We start from the raw sequence: 18,591 nt of genomic DNA, 5'->3' as shown, positions 1-18,591 counted from the left end.
GGCTTATTGCCGCGTGACCTGTTCCCGGAACCGGTTGGGCAGGCCGAGGATGAGGCGGCCGAAGTCATCGAGCATGGCCTGGTCGAGGGCCTGGGGACGAATGGCATAGCTGATGCTGCCCAAACGCTCCAGGTTGCGGGCGTCCAGGATGATCAGCCCCCTGTCGAAGTCGGCGCGCCACCGGGTGTTGACACTGATTTCCGGCTGAATCTCGAAATCGGCGCGTTCGGTATAACGGCGCTCGTTCTTCGATTCCTTACAGTTGAAGCGCAAGCCGTAGTCGAACAGCAGGCTGCGAAAACGCTCGACCACCGGGCCGTCGCGTTGAATGTACAGGCTCTCGCCGCCAGCCAGACGATAGGTGCAACTGACTAGTTCGACGAGGGCCCCGGCCGCTTGCGACTGTGTCCGGTAATCAGCAAAGCCTTCCTGCCAGGCCAGCGCTCCGAGCACTTGCTCGTCGGCCAGCGGGTAGGTGCGCGGGATGGCCGGCTTGAGGATGTTCAGTTGCTGCACAAAGTCATGCAGGAAGAAAAACAGGCGTTTCAGGGCCCGATCGATGGTCGTGTTGCTGGCCGTGCGCTCGGCCTTGGCCGAATGCTGTTCGCGCTGGCGGAGTTCGGCCTGCTGACGCAACTGGCTGAGCAGACTGCCGCGCGGGTCGAACAGTTGGGTACTCTCTTCGGCCTCGCCTGCGCCATCCGGTTCCGGGCTGGTGGTCGTTTTTGTTGGAGCGATCGTCGGGAAGACCAGGCTCGGGTCGGCCAGCCCTGCCCCGGTGCTGGTTTGCTGCTCGTTGCGCGCCCGTTGTTCAGCGGCATCTAGATCAAAGGTTTCGATATCGGCGAGCAGTGAGGCTTCGATGGCCGCAATATCCTCGGCGATAGCGCTCTTCCGCTCGCGCTTGGCGCGAATGGCATCGATGATGGCCGAGGAAGGATCCGAATCTTTAGGATTGCTCATTGCTTTGTTAAAAATAGTGTCTACACTAAAAGTAATAGTGATTTCACTTTGGAGCAAGGACGATATGGACGTCGGAGCGGTAGGAAGTTTGAGTAGCGCCTTGTCACAGGCTCAGACCGGTGACGCAGTGAGTACCTTGGTGCTCAAAAAGGCAATGGCCCTGCAGGAACAGAACGCAATGCAGCTGTTGCAGGCTTTGCCGCAACAGCCGAACAATCCCCCTAATCTGGGGAATAGCGTAGACGTTAAGGCCTGAGTCCGTTTAACCAGGTTTGCAGCGTGGCCGCGACGAGCGGCCATTCTTTTTCGTGGGTCACAGCGTGCCCCATGTGACGGAATATATGAACCGGCAGACCGTAGGTATGGGCTGTCGCCTGAACCAGGAAAGCCGGTACCAGGACATCCAGTTCGGCACCAAGAATCAGCATCGGCGGGCGGTGCATGGCCGGCAGGTTGGGTAGGTTGAACATCGACATGTCCCACAGCGCGCGGTGCGACTCGGGTTGCATCCGGTCCAGCCAGGCGGCGAGCATGGTTTCGTCGATTTCGCCGGCAAACAGCGCCTCCCTGAGCACTTCGGTATCCGGATAGTTGCCGCTCATGATCCGGTTGATGTCCATGAAGAGCTGCGGCTTCTGGAACATCAGGTGAAACTGGGACGCGATCAGGCCTTGGGGCGGGACCGAGCAAATGAGGGCCGCACCCGGTACGTCGTGATGTTCAAGATATTTCTGAACGATGAAACCACCCATCGAATGGCCGATCAGGACCGGGGCCTCGCCCAGCCAGTTGGCCACCGTTGCGACGTCGGCGACGTAATCATTGATCGAGTGCCAGTCGATATGCTCGATGCCGTCGCTGCCGCCATGGCCGCGCAGTGACAGGGCATGGCAGGGATAGCCGGCTTCGGCCAGGAAGGGCATGAAGGTTTCCGTCCACATCCAGCCGCCGGCGAAGGCGCCGTGAATGAAAAGCAGCGGGGGAAGTTTGGTTTTTTTGGTCGGCAGGCACGAAAAGACTTCGAGACCTTCGATGATTTGAGTTTTGAGCATGGCAATCCGTTGGGGTGAAGCATGATTAAATGCGACTTTCACCCTGCAGTGCAAGGCAAAATGTTGAAGTGGATATTGACGCTGGTGGTGGCGATCTTCCTGCTGGGCATCATCAGCCCACATCTGGCGCGCTTCATTCGTTTCGGCCAGTTGCCGGGGGATGTCAGTTTCCGCTTTCGTGGCCGGCTCTATGCCTTCCCGTTCGCGACGATCATCCTCTGTTCCTTACTGCTCTGGCTGCTCTCCAGGCTCATTTAGGCATTGCTTGACGGCGCTGACCCGGGCGGCATGAATGCGCTCCGGGATGCTGCCCTTGTCGACGCAGGCGGCGGCGATTTTGCCGGCTTCCACCGCGTTGACCGCAGCCAGTGCGGCGAGCAGCCGGGCAGGACTGTGATAGCTGCGATCATGCCAGCCGAGGCGGCCGGTGTAGTCGCACAGGCAGGCGTCGAGTAGCTGCTGGAAGCGTTCCGGGCGACGCAGGGCATCGGTCTTCTCGAGCAGCGAAACAATGGTGCTGGCCCGCAACTCGGCGGCACGGTGGATGTTGCCGTGATAGCGGGCCGTCAGCAGCGCCAGGTCGCGGCAGTCATTCGGCACGCGCAGGCGGGCGCACAGTTGTTCGGTCAACTGGACGCTGCGTTCTTCGTGGCCGAGGTGGCGCGGCAGGATGTCGGCCGGCGTCGTTGCCTTGCCGAGATCGTGGGTCAGTGCGGCAAAGCGGACCGGCAGCGCAAAATTGCGCAGGGCTGACTGGTCGATGACCAGCATCGTATGGATGCCGGTATCGATTTCGGGATGGTAGTCGGCCCGCTGCGCCACGCCGAACAGCGCATCGACTTCCGGCAGCAGGCGGGCCAGCGCGCCACAGTCGCGGAGCACACCGAACATCCGCGAGGGCTGCACCTCCATCAGGCCTTTGGCCAGTTCCTGCCAGACCCGTTCGGCGACCAGGTGGTCGACTTCTCCACTGGCGACCATGGCACACATCAGGGCCTGGGTTTCGGGGGCAATCGAAAAATCGTGGAAACGGGCGGCGAAGCGGGCGATACGCAGGATGCGTACCGGGTCTTCGGCAAAGGCTGGGCCGACGTGGCGGAGGATTTTGGCCTGCAGATCCTGTTGACCGCCGAAGGGGTCGACCAGGCTGCCGTCGGCGGCTCTGGCCATCGCATTGATGGTCAGGTCGCGGCGGGCCAGATCCTCGTCCAGCGTGACTTCCGGTGCGGCATGAAAGCTGAAGCCATGGTAGCCGCGGCCGGTTTTGCGCTCGGTCCGGGCCAATGCGTATTCTTCGTGCGTTTTCGGGTGCAGGAACACCGGGAAGTCCTTGCCGACCGGGCGAAAGCCCTTGGCCAGCATGGCTTCCGGTGTGGCGCCGACGACGACGTAATCGTGGTCGGCGCTGGGCCGACCGAGCAGTTCGTCACGGACGGCGCCGCCGACGATGTAGATCTGCACGGTCGGGCCGGACTTAACGCCCGGCGCGGAAGCGGAAGCCGTCGAGCTTGCCCTTCGGCGTATTGAGCGCAATGTAGGTCGGGGCGATCGCTTCCAGCGCCGTCGGCTGCCAGTTGGCCGGCGGATTGCAGTTGCCTTCGCAGACGCTGTCGCGCTGCATCGAGCGCAGGTTGTCCGGCGACATCATCGGCTTCGGAGCCAGCCACATCAGGCCAGCCTGCAGGTAGGCCCAGCCTTCAGAAAGCGGCACGATGGTGGCTTTGCTGCCGGTCAGCTGGGCGGTGTAATCAACCAGTTCGCGCAGCGTGTAAACCTTGGGGCCGACCAGGTCATAGGCCTGACCGTAGGTGCTGGCGTCACCCAGACAGTCGACAAAGGCATCGGCCACGTCGGCCGCCCAGACCGGCTGGAAGCGGGCATGACCGAAGCCGAGGGGGAAGAACGGCAGTTTCTTCAGAACGCTGGCGAACATCGACAGGAAGGAGTCGCCGAGGCCGAAGATGACCGACGGACGGAAGACGGTGACATCAAGTTCGTTGCGGGCGGCGAGCACGATGGCTTCGCCGTCGCCCTTCGAGCACAGGTATTCGGACGGGCCTTTGGGGTCGGCATTCAGGGCGCTCATGTGCACCAGGCGGCGAACGCCGGCGGCCTTGCAGGCGGCGATGATCTTCTTCGGCAGTTCGACGTGCGCCTCGGCAAAGTCCTTGCTGTAGGGCAGCTTGACGTCACGGCTGTGCAGGATGCCGACCAGATTGATCACCGCATCCTGATCCTGCATCAGCGCGACCAGGGTTTCTTCGCAGTGGATATTCGCTTCCGGCATCTCGACATTCGGCTGAATGATCAGCGCCTTGGTGCGTTCGCGCCGACGGGTCGGGATGGTGACCTCAATGCCGCGTTGTGAGAGGCGATTGGCGATATAGGTACCGAGAAAACCGCTACCCCCCAGCAGCAAGACCTTTTTGATGTCCATGTGGAACCCCGGAAGCTTGATTCGAAAAACTTGAATTTTAAGGCAAATCGGCCTCTTTGGGCCATTTGCCGGCGCCGGCCTGCGCGGTGTCTGGCCCCTCAGGCGCTTTCGGTTCGCCGCAAAGCCTGTTCGGCTGCCGAGTTGAACAGCGACTCATTGCTGCTGAGCTGAGCGCGCCCGGCTTTGAGCATCTGTTCAAGAATGTTCGGGTGGATGGCCAGGGCGAATTGCCAGTCCGGGTTGGCGAGCAGCAGCATGCCGCTCTCCGGACTGATCTGGCAGAGCCGGCCGCAAATCGGCGGCTTGCCGTTCAGGGTGAGGCTGAGCCAGGTGCCGGGACGGACGGCGCTGCGCGGCCGGGATGCCTCGACTTGAGTGCCGCTCAGGTCGATGATCTTGAGCAGCAGATGGCCGGCCGTCAGTTCACTGACACCGGCTTTTGCCGCGGGGGGCACGGCGGGCGCCTCTTCGGCCGGGGCCGGCTGCGGCGCACCGGTGGCGCGCATGGCGGCGGTTTGCAGCGCAAAGCAGGTGTCGAGGAAAGCGCCCTGGGTTTCTTCCGGAAGACCGATGCGCGCCATGCCGGCATTCAGGCGTTGCAGCAAGGCCGGCAACATCTTGGCCAGTCGTTTGCGGTCATCGATCTCGGCTTTCGGCTCGATGCTCCACAGCAGGTTGGCGATCAGCGCCAGGCTTTCCTGCCAGTCGGTGCTTTGTTCGCCGCCTTCCATCCAGTTGACGACGAGGACCTTGAGCCAGTGCTGATGCAGGAAGCTGACGATACTGGCCGGGACTTCCGGGCGCAGGTAGCCGTCGATGACCTGGCGGGCGCGCCGTTCGGCCTGCTTGCGCCGGTCAAGCTGGTAGAGCAGTGGCAGATAGGCCTCGGCCGCCAGTTCGGCGGCCTTGTCGCGGTCGGCGATCAGGGCGTTCAATTCGCCGATCCGCGCGTTGAAGACCTGATTGTCGTTGCGGAACTCGGCGCGGGCGCGGCTCGCGATGGCCTGGATATCGACGCACAGCGGATGCCGGGAGGAGACTTCGTGGGCCAGGCCAAGGGCGGCCCGGGCCATCTTGTCGAGCAGCAGCCGGGCCGGGTGGTTTTCGGTGGTGAAGAAGGCGGCATCCAGCATGGCTGCCTTCAGGGTCGGGATCTGCAGGCTGGCGAGGGCCGACTTGATTGGGTCGGGCAGTGTCGGCGAGGCGAAAATCGCTTCGAAGATGCGGGCGATGGCGTCGATTGTGGCTGCTTCGGGGGCGCCATTGGGAATGCCCAGCCGATTCGAGTCCAGGGCTTGCGGTGCGGCGGACGGCGCTTGGTCGGCGGTGAACAGGCCGGGAATCAATGTTTCCAGCGAGGGACTGGTGGCCGTTGGCGAGAAGTCGCTGACCGGGGTTGGGCGAGCGGGCTTGTCCAGTTCATCGAGGCGGGCCAGCAGGCGTTCCAGCATGGCTTGGGAAAACAGGCTGGCCGCCGGGCCGGCGGCCGGCAGTGCCGTTTCGACGGCCGGGCCGAGCAGTTGTCTTTGCAGCAGTGCCGCCGGGTTCGGCGTGTTGACCGGTGACCCGCCGGCGCCCGCCGGCTCGGGGGCGCTCACTATGGCCGCCTGAGCTGCGCCAACCTTGTTGCCGGCCAGGAAATCGTTCAACGAGGCGTAAAGGACCGTCAGGTTCTTGGCAAAGTAGTCTTCCAGCCGGTCGATCCGCGCCAGTGTCTTGGCATGGTCTTCGCCCAGTTCGCTGCACAGATCGGTCAGGCCGAGGGCGATCCCCCTTGGGCCGACCGGATTGTCGGCGGTACTCAGATCGGGCCGGTCGAGCAGGGTCACGAAGCGCAGATAGACGCGCCACAGGTCGCCGCCGGTTCGTTCCATCAGGTGAGCCGAGAATTCGCCGAGGCGGATTTCGAGTTCGAGGTCGCTCTCGCCGACCAGAGAAATGCGTGAAGCGGTCAGCCCCTTGGCGTCCTCAAAACTGCTGCGCCGGCCGGTTGACACCATTTCGTCGAAATAGGCGCCGACCGTCTGCTGGAAGGCCTGTACCGCACGGGCCGAGACCGGCTCCGCTTCCTGGAGCAATTGGCCGAGCTGCTTCAGATACAGCATCCGGCAGTCGCGCAGGATCTGCAAGTCGTCAGCCGGGAGTTGGCTGGCGGGGCTGGAAGCGGGTGGGTTGGCCATGACAGGGGAGCGTGTGACTAAGGGGCTAAGGCAGGTCGGCATCCTTGGGGGCATCGGTGCTACGCGGGCCGATGACGCCAAGGCGGGCTTTCAGGGAATCGGGTTTGCCATTGAACAACGCCGAGTAATAGACGGCGTTGCTCATGACTTTCTTGACGTAATCGCGGGTTTCGCTGAACGGAATGGTTTCGGCGTAGATCGCCCCTTCCAGTGGCCGGTCAGCCCGCCATTTCTTGGCGCGGCCGGGGCCGGCGTTGTAGGCGGCCGAAGCGAGCACCGGATGGTTGTCGAGGTTTTCCATGACCAGCCGCATGTAGCTGGTGCCGAGCAGGACGTTGGTCTGGGTGTCGGTGACCTGGCTGTGGTTGTATTCGCGCAGGCCGATCTTCTTGGCGACCCACTTGGCGGTGGCCGGCATCAGCTGCATCAGGCCGGAGGCGCCGACATTGGATTTGGCGCTGGTGATGAAGCGGCTTTCCTGGCGCATCAGGCCGTACACCCAGGCATCGTCGAGCGACTGGTTGAGGGCGGCCGGGCGGACATGTTCGCCGTAGGGGGCGAGGTAGCGCAAGGTGTAGTCGTGCTCGTACTTGGTCCGTTCGGCGGTGTTGATGGCCCGGTCCCAGATCTGGTTGCGCTTGGCGAGGTCGGCGGCGGCCAGTAGTTCGCGGTCTTCCATGCCGCGCAGTGCCCAGTTCCACTCCTTGACTGCTTCGGTTCGCATGTCGAGGCGGAAGAAGGCCAGAGCGCGGCGGATGCCGGGATTGTCACGAGCTGCCTTTTGTTCCTCACTGGTTGGCGCCTTGGCTTTGGCCGGTGGCATGACGACGCGATCGAGTTCCTCGTCGGCCAGGTTGCCGTAGAAATTGGGCTGCCCGGCGATCTTTTCGAACAGCGCATCGGCATCGGTGGTGCGGCCGCCGGCTTTCTGGGCCCGGCCGAGCCAGTAGATCCATTCCGGCTTGCCGGCCAGTTCGGCAGGCATGGCCAGGATGGTGTCGCGGACAACACCCCATTCCTGAGCGCGCAGCGCGGCGCGCACTTTCCACTGGTAACCCTCGTCGGAGAGCTGCGCCTTGCCGGTATTGGCGTACCAGCTTACGGCTTCCGACAGGTGCTTCTTGGCGGCCTGCAGGCCGATCTGACTCCAGGCCCACTGTCTCTCGGATTCCTGCAGGCGGCTTTTCAGCTTTTCCAGCTCGTCCACCGCAGCCTTCGGGTCATTGGTGGCGATGCGCTGCACGGCAATGATCGCCAGTTCGCGGCCGGCTCGGTTGGTGTGCCAGTTGGCGGGCTGGCGGACGAGATAGCCCATCGCATTGTTGAGCGCGGCATCGAAGGCACGGCTGTCCGGCATCTGGCTGTCCGGCAGGTAGTTCAGCGTCGTCTTGGCCCAACTCGGGCGGTTGGCCTCGATCTGACGGCGGGCGCGCGTCCAGACATCGTCAACGCTCAGTCGCTGGCTGGCGATCAGGTTGTCGAAGACCGGTCGGCAGGCTTCAGGCGGTTCAAGCTGGCTCAGCCAGAGCTTCTCGGCTTCGTCGAGCACGCTCTTGTCATCGCGGGCGAGACGGGCCTGCTGGTTGTAGCAGGTGATCTCCGGCTCCGGGGCGAGCAGTTTCGGGTATTCACTCTCGATTTCGTTCCACGTGGAACGCTTGCCCAACCAGCGGATCCAGTCGGCTCGCAATTTCTCGGCGACGTAGCTTTTCTCGTAGCGTTCGAAGAAGCTGCGCAGGCTGGCCGAATCGCCCTGGTCCATCCACATGCGTAGCCGGTAGTTCTCGGCGTAAGGCGCCAGTTCGTGGTTGCCGAGCTGCGCCGTGGCGCGTTCCAGCTTGTTCCGGTCGCCGGTGCGGAAGGCGTCGCGGGCGGCGAGGAAGGCCGCATCGCGACCATCCTGAGCAAAGACGGGAAAGGCGAGCGAGAGGCCGAGGATGATGACGCGAAACTTCATGCTAGATTGGGCGGATGACTGAGCTGATCGAGGATAACACGGGCTGGCGACGGGCGTTGCGGCGCGAGATGGTGGCGCGTCGGGCGGCGCTCGACGATGCGGTGCATGCCGCCTTGTCGGCGCGTATCGTCGAGCATTTGCAGGTTGCCTTGGCGGTGCCGCGGATTGCCGCCTTTTGCTGGCCGATCAAGCATGAGCCGGATGTGCGGGCGATTGTCGCGCACTGGGCGGCCGCTGGTGCGCAGGCCGCCTTGCCGGTCGTCGTCGCCGAAAATACGGCGCTGGCTTTCCGTATTTGGGATAGCGGGACGACACTGGCGCCGGATCGTTACGGCATTCCGACCCCGGTCAGCGGTGAGTGGGTGATACCAGACCTGATTCTGTTGCCGCTCAACGGCTTCGATGCGGCCGGCTATCGCCTGGGGTATGGCGGCGGTTATTTCGACCGTACGCTGGCGGCGCTCTCCCCTCGCCCGCTGGCGGTCGGCGTCGGTTTCGAGATCAACCGGCTGGCCAGCATCCGGCCGGAAAGCCATGATCAGCGGCTGGACTGGATCGTCACCGAGGCCGGCGCCTTCAGGCTGTCTGCCGCCTGATGCCGTAGATGCCGAGCGCGAAGAGGCTGGCGCTCAGTCCGGCGAGGACCGCTTGCCGCAGGTCGTAGAGGCCGGTGCGCACGGCCAGTTCCAGCGTGTAGCCGTGGAGCAGTGCCAACAGGGTTGAGCCGATGGCGACGGCCAGCCAGGAGCGGCGCTGGCCGGCCGCTGCTTCCTTGCGCAGAAAGAGTTCGATGGCCAGGCCGCTGACGATGGATTGGGCGAGCATGGCGCCGATCAGGGACCAGATGCTCAGGCTGAAAGAATTCATGCGGCGCGACAGGCCTTGAGGAAACGTTCGAGGGCCGCCTCGAGAGTCTGGCGCGGGCAGCCGAAATTCAGCCGCAACCAGCCCGGCGCCCCGAAATCGGCGCCGTCGGAAAGGCCGAGACCGTGTGCTTCGAAGTGGGCGGCCGGTTGGGCGAGGCCGAGGCCGCGTACGTCGATCCAGGCCAGGTAGGTCGCTTCGATGTGGTTCATTTTTACCTTGCTGACCGTGTCGACCGCAGCCCTCACCAGGTCGCGGTTGCCGATCAGGTAGGCGATCAGCTCGCGGTGCCAGTCGGTGCAGTCGCGGTAGGCGGCTTCGCAGGCGGCGAGGCCGAGCACATTGGCGTGCGGCACGATGCCGTCCATTGCGCGCAAGAAACGGCGGCGCAGCCCGGGATCGGGAATGACCGCGAAGGCGCAGCCGAGGCCGGGAATGTTGAAGGTCTTCGACGGCGCCATCAGCGTGATGCTGCGCTTGGCCGCATCCGGCGACAGGCTGGCGAAGGGAATATGGCGTTGGTCAGCGTCGAGAATCAGGCCGCAGTGGATTTCGTCGGAACAGACAACCAGCTCGTTGGCGGCGGCAAACGTCGCCAGGTCGAGCAGTTCCGCCCTGCTCCAGCAGCGGCCGACCGGGTTGTGCGGGTGGCAGAGCAGGAACAGGCGGGTGGCTGCGGTCGATGCCTGCTGCAGGGCAATTTTGTCCCATTGCCAGCAGCCGTCGACGTTGGCCAGTTCGACCCGGTTCAGCTGGCGGCCGGACAGCCGCGGGGCCGACAGAAAGGGCGGGTAGATCGGCGTCGCCGTCAGCACGTCGCCGTCGACCGCCCGGCAGGCGATGTTCAGGCCGCTGACCAGGCCCGGCAGCCAGACGATCCAATCGCGCTCAATCGCCCAGTCGTACTCACTTTTGAGGTGAGTGAGCACTGACTCTTCCAGCGACGACCAGGGGTGGCCGTAGCCAAAAACCCCCTGCTCGATACGCTGGTGCAGGGCCGCGATGACCGGCGGCGGCGCGGCGAAATCCATGTCCGCCACCCACAGCGGCAGGATGTCGCGACCGGCGTACTTGCCCCATTTGATGGAGTCGGTATCGCGCCGGTCGATCGGCTGGTCGAAGCGGCTCAAACTTCGAGGTGCTGATAAAGGGCGGTGGACAGATAGCGTTCGCCGAACGACGGAATGACGACGACGATCAGCTTGCCGGCGTTTTCCGGGCGCTTGGCCAGTTCGAGCGCGGCCCAGGTCGCGGCACCGGAAGAAATGCCGACCAGCAAGCCCTCTTCCGTCGCCATGCGGCGAGCGATGGCGAAGGCATCGTCGTTCTTGACGCGGATCACTTCGTCGTAGATGTGGGTATTCAGCACACCCGGCACAAAGCCGGCGCCGATGCCCTGGATCGGGTGCGGCCCCTTGGCGCCGCCGGACAGCACCGGCGAGGCATCGGGTTCGACGGCGACGATCTGGACGCCCGGCTTGCGGGCCTTCAGTACTTCGCCAACCCCGGTTACGGTACCGCCGGTGCCGACGCCGGCGACGAAGATGTCGACCTGGCCATCGGTGTCGCGCCAGATCTCCTCGGCGGTAGTGCTGCGGTGCACGGCCGGATTGGCCGGATTTTCAAACTGCTGCGGGATGAAGTATTTCGGGTCAGCCTCGGCCAGCGCTTTGGCCTTGGCGATCGCACCGCCCATGCCGTCCGGGCCCGGGGTCAGGATCAGTTCAGCGCCATAGGCCTTGAGCAGCAGCTTGCGCTCGCGGCTCATCGTTTCCGGCATGGTGAAGGCGCACTTGATACCGCGCGCTGCACAGACCATGGCCAGGCCGATGCCGGTATTGCCGGAGGTCGGCTCCAGCACGACGGTATCCGGCCCGATCTTGCCGGCTGCCTGGGCGGCGTCGAGCATGGCAACCGCGATGCGATCCTTGACGCTGTGCCCGGGATTGAAGAATTCGAGTTTGGCGACGACGGTGGCGCCGGCGCCCTCGGTGACGCGGTTGAGCTTGACCAGCGGCGTGTTGCCGACCAGTTCGGTAACGTTGTTGGCGATTTTCATGGCGGCTCCTGATGAAGATCAGGAATTGTAGGCGACTCCGTGCTTGCTGTGGGTAGGTCTGCACTCGCTTTGCGGCGCGCCGAACAGCGCACCCCGCCCGAGATCGATCGCGGCCGCCCTGGCCCGGGCCAGATCGGCCACCGTATCGATGCCGGCCAGTTCGCGCGCATTGCCGCTCAGGCCACTGGCGGATTCGCTGCTGGCGAGCTGGATGATCTCCGGCTGCAGTTCGCCGACGGCGACCAGATCGGTCGCCGAGTCCGGCTGGCGCAGGGCCAGCCGGTAGCCGCGTCGGCGGTAGTTGCCGAGCGCGGCGAGCCGGTGCGGGTCGCTGCCGAGCTGGCCGGCGGCAAACTCGAGCACGATATCCTCCGGGGCCAGGCCGCAGCGTTTCAGGATGGCCTCGTAGACCAGTCCGTGCTGGTTCGGCACGGCCAGCAGGTGGCGCGGATGGATGGCCAGTTGCAGGTAGCCGCCGGCGTAGCGGCGCTGGGCCAGGAAATTGAGGGCATGCAGGGTGCGGCACAGGCGGTCGAAATGGATGATCGCTGCGGCGCTTTCGCAGGCAGCATAGGCGGCCTCGGCGCTGACCGGCGTGCCGTCCTCCTGGCGGGCGGCCAGCGTCGCCCGGTGGCCAACGATGCGTTCCTGCGCCAGATCGACGATCGGCTCGAACAGCGATCCCAGGCGCAAGCCGCGGTGCCAGGCCGCGGCCCGTTCGCCTGCCGGGTAGAGGCTGCTGTCGCCGGAACTGTCGGCGGTATTGAAATAACGGATCAGGTCGCCCAGCGGCATCATCTTCCCCTGGCGCTTCAGATGAAAAAGGCGGGTCCTGCGGTCGACGCCGCAGAAAAGGCAATTTTGCGCATGAAAAAACTCCGGTCAAGCTGCGCTAGAAAGCGCGATGACCGGAGCCTAGGGAGCGTGCTTTATTTCGAAAAAGAATTGATTCTTACAAAGATATAAGCAAACCCGATTAGCCGAGGAAGAGCTTGTAGACCGGGTTGTCGCTCTCGTCCCAGTGGGCGTAGCCGAGCTTGGTCAGGAAATTCCGGAACTCGCTCATCTCGCCCGGCGGCACCTGCATGCCGACCAGCACGCGGCCGTAGTCGGCACCGTGGTTGCGGTAATGGAACAGGCTGATGTTCCAGCCAGCACTCATCTGGGTCAGGAAATTCATCAGCGCGCCCGGCCGCTCCGGGAATTCGAAGCGGTAGAGCAGTTCGCGCAGGCCGCCGTTTTGTTCCGCTTCGCAGGCGGCTGGCGCATGGCCGCCGACCATGTGCCGGATGTGGTTCTTGGCCATCTCGTCGTCGGTCAGGTCGAGCGTCGGGTAGCCGTGTTTCTGCAGGCTATCGACCAGCTTCAGCGATTCCTTGCGGTCGACCACCTGGACACCGACAAAAACATGGGCCTCGCTGGCGGTGTGGTAGCGGTAGTTGAATTCGGTAACGTTGCGCTTGCCGATCAGGCCGAGGAATTTCTTGTAGGCTCCCGGCTTCTCGGGCAGCGTCACGGCGAACACCGCTTCGCGCTGCTCGCCGAATTCGGCGCGCTCGGCGACGAAGCGCAGGCGATCGAAGTTCATGTTGGCGCCGGAAGTCACCGCGACCAGGTTTTTGTCCTTCAGCTTGTGCTGGCGGGCGTACTCCTTGGCACCGGCGACGGCCAGCGCGCCCGAGGGTTCGAGGATGGAGCGGGTGTCCTCGAAGACGTCCTTGATCGCGGCGCAGATGGCGTCGGAGTCGACCAGGATGACTTCGTCGAGATATTCCTTGCACAGCCGGAAGGTTTCCTCGCCGACCAGCTTGACGGCGGTGCCGTCGGCGAACAGGCCGACCTGGTCGAGGCGCACCCGCTTGCCGGCGGCCAGCGACTGTTTCATCGCATCGGCGTCGAAAGTCTCGACGCCGATCACCTTGACGTCCGGGCGCAGGCGCTTGATGTAGGCGGCCACCCCGGCCGCCAGGCCACCGCCGCCGATAGCGCAGAACACGGCATGGATCGGACCGTTGTGCCGCGAGTGCTGGCGCAGGATTTCCATCGCCACGGTGCCCTGCCCGGCGATCACTTCCGGATCGTCGAAAGGATGGACGAAGGTCAGCTTCTCGGATTTTTCCAGTTCCAGCGCGTGGGCGTAGGAATCGTCGAAAGAGTCGCCGAATAGCACGACTTCGCCGCCGCGGCGCTTGACCGCGTCGATCTTGATGCCCGGCGTCGAGGTCGGCATGACGATGACCGCCCGGCAGCCGACTTTGGCCGCCGATAGCGCGACACCTTGGGCGTGGTTGCCGGCCGAGGCGCAGATGACGCCGCGCTTCAGCTTTTCGGCCGACAGGCTGGCGATCTTGTTGTAGGCGCCGCGTAGCTTGAAGGAGAACACCGGCTGCATGTCTTCGCGCTTGAGAATAATCTTGTTGCCGACCCGAGCGGAAAGGTTGCCAGCCAGTTCGAGCGGCGTTTCGATCGCCACGTCGTAAACCTGTGCGTTGAGAACTTTTTCGAGATAATCGGGGTGCATGGCGCGATTCTTAAGGGCAAAAGGGGGATTCTACGGGTGGAGTGGCTAAACGTCACGGCGGAAAACGGGCTTTGGGGCTTGCTGGCTGCCAGTTTCCTGTCGGCCACGGTGCTGCCCGGCGGCTCCGAAGCCCTGCTCTGGGGTTTTCTGAAGCTGCATCCCGGCCAATACGGGGTGGCCCTGCTCCTCGTCACCGTTGGCAATACGGCGGGCGGCATGACCTCCTGGTGGTGCGGCCGCTACCTGCCCCGCTGGCAAAGGCTGGAGCGCTTGCCGCACAAGGAAAAACTCGAACGCTGGGGCAGCCCGGCCCTGCTGCTGGCCTGGGCGCCGCTGATTGGGGACGCGTTGTGTCTGGCTGCCGGCTGGCTGCGGCTGCACTGGTTGCCATGCTGCCTGTTCATGGCCATCGGCAAATTTGCCCGTTACTGGCTGGTCGCCCAGTCGGCGATGAATTAACTGCAGCAGAGATAGCCGCACTCTTTGGTCGCACCCGGCTGAACCTTTGCCTAGCCGGCACAGTCTATCTCTGCCGACGTGTTGCGCTGCAATACGCTAAAATTTATCTTTTGACGGACCCCGGCTGCTTCCATGACTGCCCGCCTGCGCGAAATCCCTTACAACTACACTTCGTTTTCCGATCGTGAGATCGTTATCCGCCTGCTCGGCGCCGACAACTGGGCCGTGCTCGACGAGCTCCGCAGCGAGCGCGTCACCGGCCGTTCGGCGCGCATGCTCTACGAGGTGCTGGGCGACATCTGGGTCGTGCAGCGCAACCCCTACCTGGAAGACGACCTGCTGGCCAACCGCGAGCGCCGCGATGCCCTGGTCAATGCCCTGCACCACCGCCTTTCCGAAGTGGAAAAGCGCCGCGAGGCAACGGAAAGCGAAGGGCCGGAACGCGCCGCCAAGGTCAAGCGCCTGGTCGATGCGGCACGCGATGCGGTGAACCGTTTTGCCGAACGCTTCGGCGAAACGCACGACCTGCGCCGCAAGGTCCAGAAAATTCTCGGCAAGCACACGCGTAAGGACAACATCGCTTTCGATGGCCTGGCCCGTGTCTCGCATGTCACCGACGCCACCGACTGGCGCGTTGAATACCCCTTCGTCGTCCTCTATCCGGATACCGAAGAGGAAATCGGCCATCTCGTCCGCGGTTGTATCGAGGCCGGTCTGACCATCATCCCGCGCGGCGGCGGCACCGGCTACACCGGCGGCGCCGTGCCGCTGACGCCGCACTCGGCGGTGATCAATACCGAAAAGCTGATCGACATCGGCCCGGTCGAAGAAATCGTACTGCCCGGCCATACGGCACCTTACGCAACCATCCGCACCGGTGCCGGCGTCGTCACCGAGCGGGTCGCCGAAGCCGCCTCGGCGGCCGGCCGCGTCTTCGCCGTCGACCCGACGTCGGCCAGCGCTTCCTGCATCGGCGGCAACATCGCGATGAATGCCGGCGGCAAGAAGGCCGTGTTGTGGGGCACTGCGCTCGACAACCTGGCCTGGTGGAAGATGGTCGATCCGGACGGCAACTGGCTAGAAGTCGAACGCCTGAACCACAACTACGGCAAGATCCACGAGCAGGAGAAGGTCGAGTTCCGCCTGAAGCGTTTCGATCCGAGCGGCAAGAAACTGCTCGGCGAGGAAATCCTCAGTATCGCCGGCGCCGCCTGCCGCAAGGTTGGCCTCGGCAAGGACGTCACCGACAAGTTCCTCGGCGGCGTGCCCGGCGTCCAGAAGGAAGGCACCGACGGCCTGATCGTCGCCGCCCGCTGGGTGCTGCACAAGATGCCGCCGGTGGTGCGCACGGTCTGCCTCGAATTCTTCGGCCAGGTCCGCGAAGCGGTCCCCGCCATCGTCGAAATCACCGACTATTTCAAGCCGGGCGGTGCCGGTCTGGCGGCCGGCGTGCAGTTGGCCGGCCTCGAGCATCTCGACGAGCGCTATGTCAAGGCGGTCGGCTACGCGACCAAGGCCAAGCGCCACGGCCGGCCGAAAATGGTGCTGCTCGGCGACCTCGTCGGTCACGACGAAAATGCCGTGATGGCGGCTGCTTCCGAAGTTGTCCGCATGTGCAACCTGCGGGCGGCGGAAGGCTTCATTGCGGTCAACGCCGAAACACGCAAGAAATTCTGGCTCGACCGCTCGCGGACGGCGGCCATTTCGCGTCACACCAACGCCTTCAAGGTCAATGAAGACGTCGTCATCCCGCTGCCGCGGATGGGCGACTATTGCGATGGCATCGAACGCATCAACATCGAGCTGTCCACGCAGAACAAGCTGGCCCTGTGCGACGCAGTCAGCGAGTTCCTCAAGGGCGATCTGCCCCTGCACCGCGGCGATACGACGATTGACAGCGAGGTCTTGATCGGCGACCGCCGGCAGGCCGCACTCGATTACGTCAACGCGGTTCGGTTGCGCTGGGAATGGCTGCTCGAGAATCTCGACCTGCCGCTGGCCGAGGCCGAGTCGCGCTTTGCGTCCTACGGCGTGCAGGCCGGTGAGCTGACCAACAAGGCGGCCAACCCGAAACTGTTCCACCGGCTGCAGGACTATTCGGTGCGCACTTCCTGGAAGCAGGAACTGCATGCCCGCTTGATCAAGATTTTCGACGGCGGGGTCTATCGCCCGATCGTCGAGCGCATCGAAGCCATCCACAAGGAAGTGCTGCGCGGCCGCGTCTTTGTCGCGCTACACATGCACGCCGGCGACGGCAACGTGCATACCAACATCCCGGTCAATTCCGACAACTACGAGATGTTGCAGACGGCCAACAAGGCGGTCGAGCGCATCATGCATCTCGCCCGCTCGCTGGATGGCGTCATTTCCGGCGAACACGGCATCGGCATCACCAAGCTGGAGTTCCTCAGCGAAGCTGAACTGGCCCCCTTCCGCGCCTACAAGCAGAAGGTCGATCCGGAAGGCCGCTTCAACAAGGGCAAGCTGATGCCCCATGGCGATCTGGGCAACGCCTATACGCCCTCCTTCAGCCTGCTCGGTACCGAATCGCTGATCATGGAACAGTCGGAAATCGGCAAGATTTCCGATATGGTCAAGGATTGCCTGCGTTGTGGCAAATGCAAGCCGGTCTGCTCGACCCATGTGCCGCGCGCCAACCTGCTCTACTCGCCGCGCAACAAGATTCTCGCCACCTCGCTGCTGGTCGAGGCCTTCCTCTACGAAGAACAGACCCGGCGCGGCATTTCGCTGAAGCATTTCGACGAATTCAACGACGTCGCCGACCACTGCACGGTCTGCCATCGTTGCGTCAAACCCTGTCCGGTCGACATCGATTTCGGCGATGTTTCCGTCGCCATGCGCAATTTCCTGCGCAAGCAGGAGAAGAAGCGCTTCAGTCCGGGTACGGCGGCGGCGATGACCTACCTGAACCTGAAGGATCCGGCGACCATCAAGCTGATGCGCGGCGTCATGATGGACTTCGGCTTCAAGGCGCAGCGCCTGGCCTACAAGGCCGTCAAGAGGCTCGGCCTAGTCCGCGAAACGCGAGTGCATCCGCCGGCGACGGTCGGCGCGCCGACCGTCAAGACGCAGATCATCCACTTCCTGAACCGGCCGATGCCGGGCAATCTGCCCAAGCGGACCTCGCGCGCCCTGCTCGATATCGAGGACGACAAGGTCATCCCGGTTATCCGCAATCCCAAGAAGACGACCGAAGAATCCGATGCCGTTTTCTACTTCCCGGGTTGCGGTTCGGAACGGCTCTTCTCGCAGGTCGGTCTGGCCACCCAGGCCATGCTCTACGAGATCGGCGCGACGACCGTGCTGCCGCCGGGCTACCTGTGCTGCGGCTATCCGCAGAACGCTTCCGGGGATGAAGACAAGGGCCAGAAGATCACCACCGACAACCGCGTGCTCTTCCACCGCGTCGCCAACACGCTGAACTATCTCGACATCAAAACGGTGATCGTCTCCTGCGGTACCTGCATGGATCAACTGCAGAAGTACCAGTTCGAGAAGATCTTCCCCGGTTGCCGCCTGCTCGATATCCACGAGTACCTGATGGAAAAGGGCGTCAAGCTCAACGGGGTTGAGGGTACCCGCTACATGTATCACGATCCCTGCCACACGCCGATCAAGGCCTACGCGCCGCTCGCGGTGACCAAGACGCTGATGGGCCAGGACGTGCTGCTGACCGACCGCTGCTGCGGCGATGCCGGTTCCTTTGCCTACTCCCGGCCGGATATCGCGACCCAGGTCAAGTTCCGCAAGCAGGAAGACATCGAGACCCAAGCCGCCGCGCTGCGGGCCGATGGCTTCAAGGGCGACGTCAAGATTTTGACTTCCTGCCCGGCCTGTTTGCAGGGCCTGTCGCGCTACGAGGACGACGCCGATACCAAGGCCGACTACATCGTGGTCGAGATGGCCAAGTATCTGCTCGGTGAAAATTGGGCGGCGCAGTATGTTGACCGCGCCAATAACGGCGGGATCGAGCGCGTTTTGCTCTGATCTCGGCTGTATTTACCCGCCGGCCGTGAATTACTTGCTGGATTCACGGCCGCGGTTGCGCTATTAAGGTTCCGGTGTAATGCTAGAAAAA

Annotated in this window: 16 protein-coding genes; 5 read left to right on the top strand and 11 right to left on the bottom strand. The window is 63.7% G+C overall.

What is annotated here, in order from left to right:
- Positions 1-3 precede the first annotated feature (3 nt).
- Entirely contained in the window at positions 4-963 is a 960-nt protein-coding gene (locus GH663_RS02980) for a hypothetical protein (protein ID WP_153130215.1), read from the bottom strand.
- On the opposite strand from GH663_RS02980, the gene GH663_RS21405 reads away from it, so the two are divergent.
- Positions 863-1,219 carry a YjfB family protein gene (locus tag GH663_RS21405; RefSeq protein WP_343029821.1) on the top strand — a complete coding sequence of 119 codons (357 nt, stop codon included), beginning with the start codon at positions 863-865 and terminating at the stop codon, positions 1,217-1,219. The two genes, GH663_RS02980 and GH663_RS21405, sit on opposite strands and share 101 nt — an antisense overlap.
- Here the strand turns inward: GH663_RS21405 and GH663_RS02970 are convergent.
- Positions 1,209-2,015, bottom strand: a complete 807-nt coding sequence (locus GH663_RS02970; RefSeq protein ID WP_153130214.1) for an alpha/beta hydrolase — start codon at positions 2,013-2,015, stop codon at positions 1,209-1,211. The genes GH663_RS21405 and GH663_RS02970 overlap by 11 nt on opposite strands.
- 60 nt (positions 2,016-2,075) lie before the next feature.
- On the opposite strand from GH663_RS02970, the gene GH663_RS02965 reads away from it, so the two are divergent.
- Entirely contained in the window at positions 2,076-2,273 is a 198-nt protein-coding gene (locus GH663_RS02965) for a DUF2905 domain-containing protein (RefSeq protein ID WP_153130213.1), read from the top strand.
- On the opposite strand, the gene GH663_RS02960 is transcribed toward GH663_RS02965, so the two are convergent.
- From GH663_RS02960 to GH663_RS02945, 4 genes are all read right to left on the bottom strand, one after another.
- The gene (locus GH663_RS02960) at positions 2,241-3,476 is read right to left on the bottom strand and encodes a multifunctional CCA addition/repair protein (protein ID WP_153130212.1); all 1,236 of its coding nucleotides are present in this window, start codon (positions 3,474-3,476) and stop codon (positions 2,241-2,243) included. The genes GH663_RS02965 and GH663_RS02960 overlap by 33 nt on opposite strands.
- A 13-nt stretch (positions 3,477-3,489) precedes the next feature.
- Complete coding sequence (locus GH663_RS02955) at positions 3,490-4,452, bottom strand: complex I NDUFA9 subunit family protein (RefSeq protein WP_153130211.1); 963 nt, start codon at positions 4,450-4,452, stop codon at positions 3,490-3,492.
- A 98-nt stretch (positions 4,453-4,550) separates the two neighbouring features.
- Positions 4,551-6,632 carry a DUF1631 family protein gene (locus tag GH663_RS02950; RefSeq protein WP_170291318.1) on the bottom strand — a complete coding sequence of 694 codons (2,082 nt, stop codon included), beginning with the start codon at positions 6,630-6,632 and terminating at the stop codon, positions 4,551-4,553.
- A 25-nt stretch (positions 6,633-6,657) separates the two neighbouring features.
- On the bottom strand, positions 6,658-8,589 hold the full coding sequence (locus GH663_RS02945) for a lytic transglycosylase domain-containing protein (RefSeq protein WP_153130209.1): 1,932 nt from the start codon (positions 8,587-8,589) through the stop codon (positions 6,658-6,660).
- 14 nt (positions 8,590-8,603) lie between these two features.
- On the opposite strand from GH663_RS02945, the gene GH663_RS02940 reads away from it, so the two are divergent.
- Positions 8,604-9,185 (top strand): 5-formyltetrahydrofolate cyclo-ligase, encoded by a 582-nt coding sequence (locus tag GH663_RS02940; RefSeq protein WP_153130208.1) that lies wholly within the window; start codon positions 8,604-8,606, stop codon positions 9,183-9,185.
- Here GH663_RS02940 and GH663_RS02935 read toward each other — a convergent pair.
- From GH663_RS02935 to ilvA, 5 genes are all read right to left on the bottom strand, one after another.
- The gene (locus GH663_RS02935; protein WP_153130207.1) at positions 9,166-9,456 is read right to left on the bottom strand and encodes a hypothetical protein; all 291 of its coding nucleotides are present in this window, start codon (positions 9,454-9,456) and stop codon (positions 9,166-9,168) included. The two genes, GH663_RS02940 and GH663_RS02935, sit on opposite strands and share 20 nt — an antisense overlap.
- Positions 9,453-10,583 carry a MalY/PatB family protein gene (locus tag GH663_RS02930; protein ID WP_153130206.1) on the bottom strand — a complete coding sequence of 377 codons (1,131 nt, stop codon included), beginning with the start codon at positions 10,581-10,583 and terminating at the stop codon, positions 9,453-9,455. The genes GH663_RS02935 and GH663_RS02930 overlap by 4 nt, the downstream gene beginning before the upstream one ends.
- On the bottom strand, positions 10,580-11,512 hold the full coding sequence (gene cysK, locus GH663_RS02925; protein ID WP_153130205.1) for a cysteine synthase A: 933 nt from the start codon (positions 11,510-11,512) through the stop codon (positions 10,580-10,582). The genes GH663_RS02930 and cysK overlap by 4 nt, the downstream gene beginning before the upstream one ends.
- A gap of 18 nt (positions 11,513-11,530) precedes the next feature.
- A complete protein-coding gene (locus GH663_RS02920) occupies positions 11,531-12,307 on the bottom strand; it encodes an EAL domain-containing protein (protein ID WP_170291317.1) in 777 nt (258 codons plus the stop codon).
- 181 nt (positions 12,308-12,488) lie between these two features.
- Positions 12,489-14,033: a threonine ammonia-lyase, biosynthetic gene (ilvA, locus tag GH663_RS02915; protein ID WP_066885767.1), complete on the bottom strand. Its 1,545-nt coding sequence runs from the start codon at positions 14,031-14,033 to the stop codon at positions 12,489-12,491.
- Positions 14,034-14,069: 36 nt separating this feature from the next.
- Here ilvA and GH663_RS02910 point away from each other — a divergent pair, with 36 nt between their 5' ends.
- Complete coding sequence (locus GH663_RS02910) at positions 14,070-14,492, top strand: YqaA family protein (RefSeq protein ID WP_153130203.1); 423 nt, start codon at positions 14,070-14,072, stop codon at positions 14,490-14,492.
- A gap of 132 nt (positions 14,493-14,624) precedes the next feature.
- Positions 14,625-18,500 carry a DUF3683 domain-containing protein gene (locus GH663_RS02905; RefSeq protein ID WP_153130202.1) on the top strand — a complete coding sequence of 1,292 codons (3,876 nt, stop codon included), beginning with the start codon at positions 14,625-14,627 and terminating at the stop codon, positions 18,498-18,500.
- The last annotated feature ends 91 nt before the right edge of the window (positions 18,501-18,591 follow it).

Source organism: Dechloromonas hortensis, assembly GCF_009469765.1.
Taxonomy (GTDB): domain Bacteria; phylum Pseudomonadota; class Gammaproteobacteria; order Burkholderiales; family Rhodocyclaceae; genus Azonexus; species Azonexus hortensis.
The sequence above is the reverse complement of the archived record's forward strand: the minus strand, read 5'-3'. Positions and strand labels throughout refer to the sequence as shown.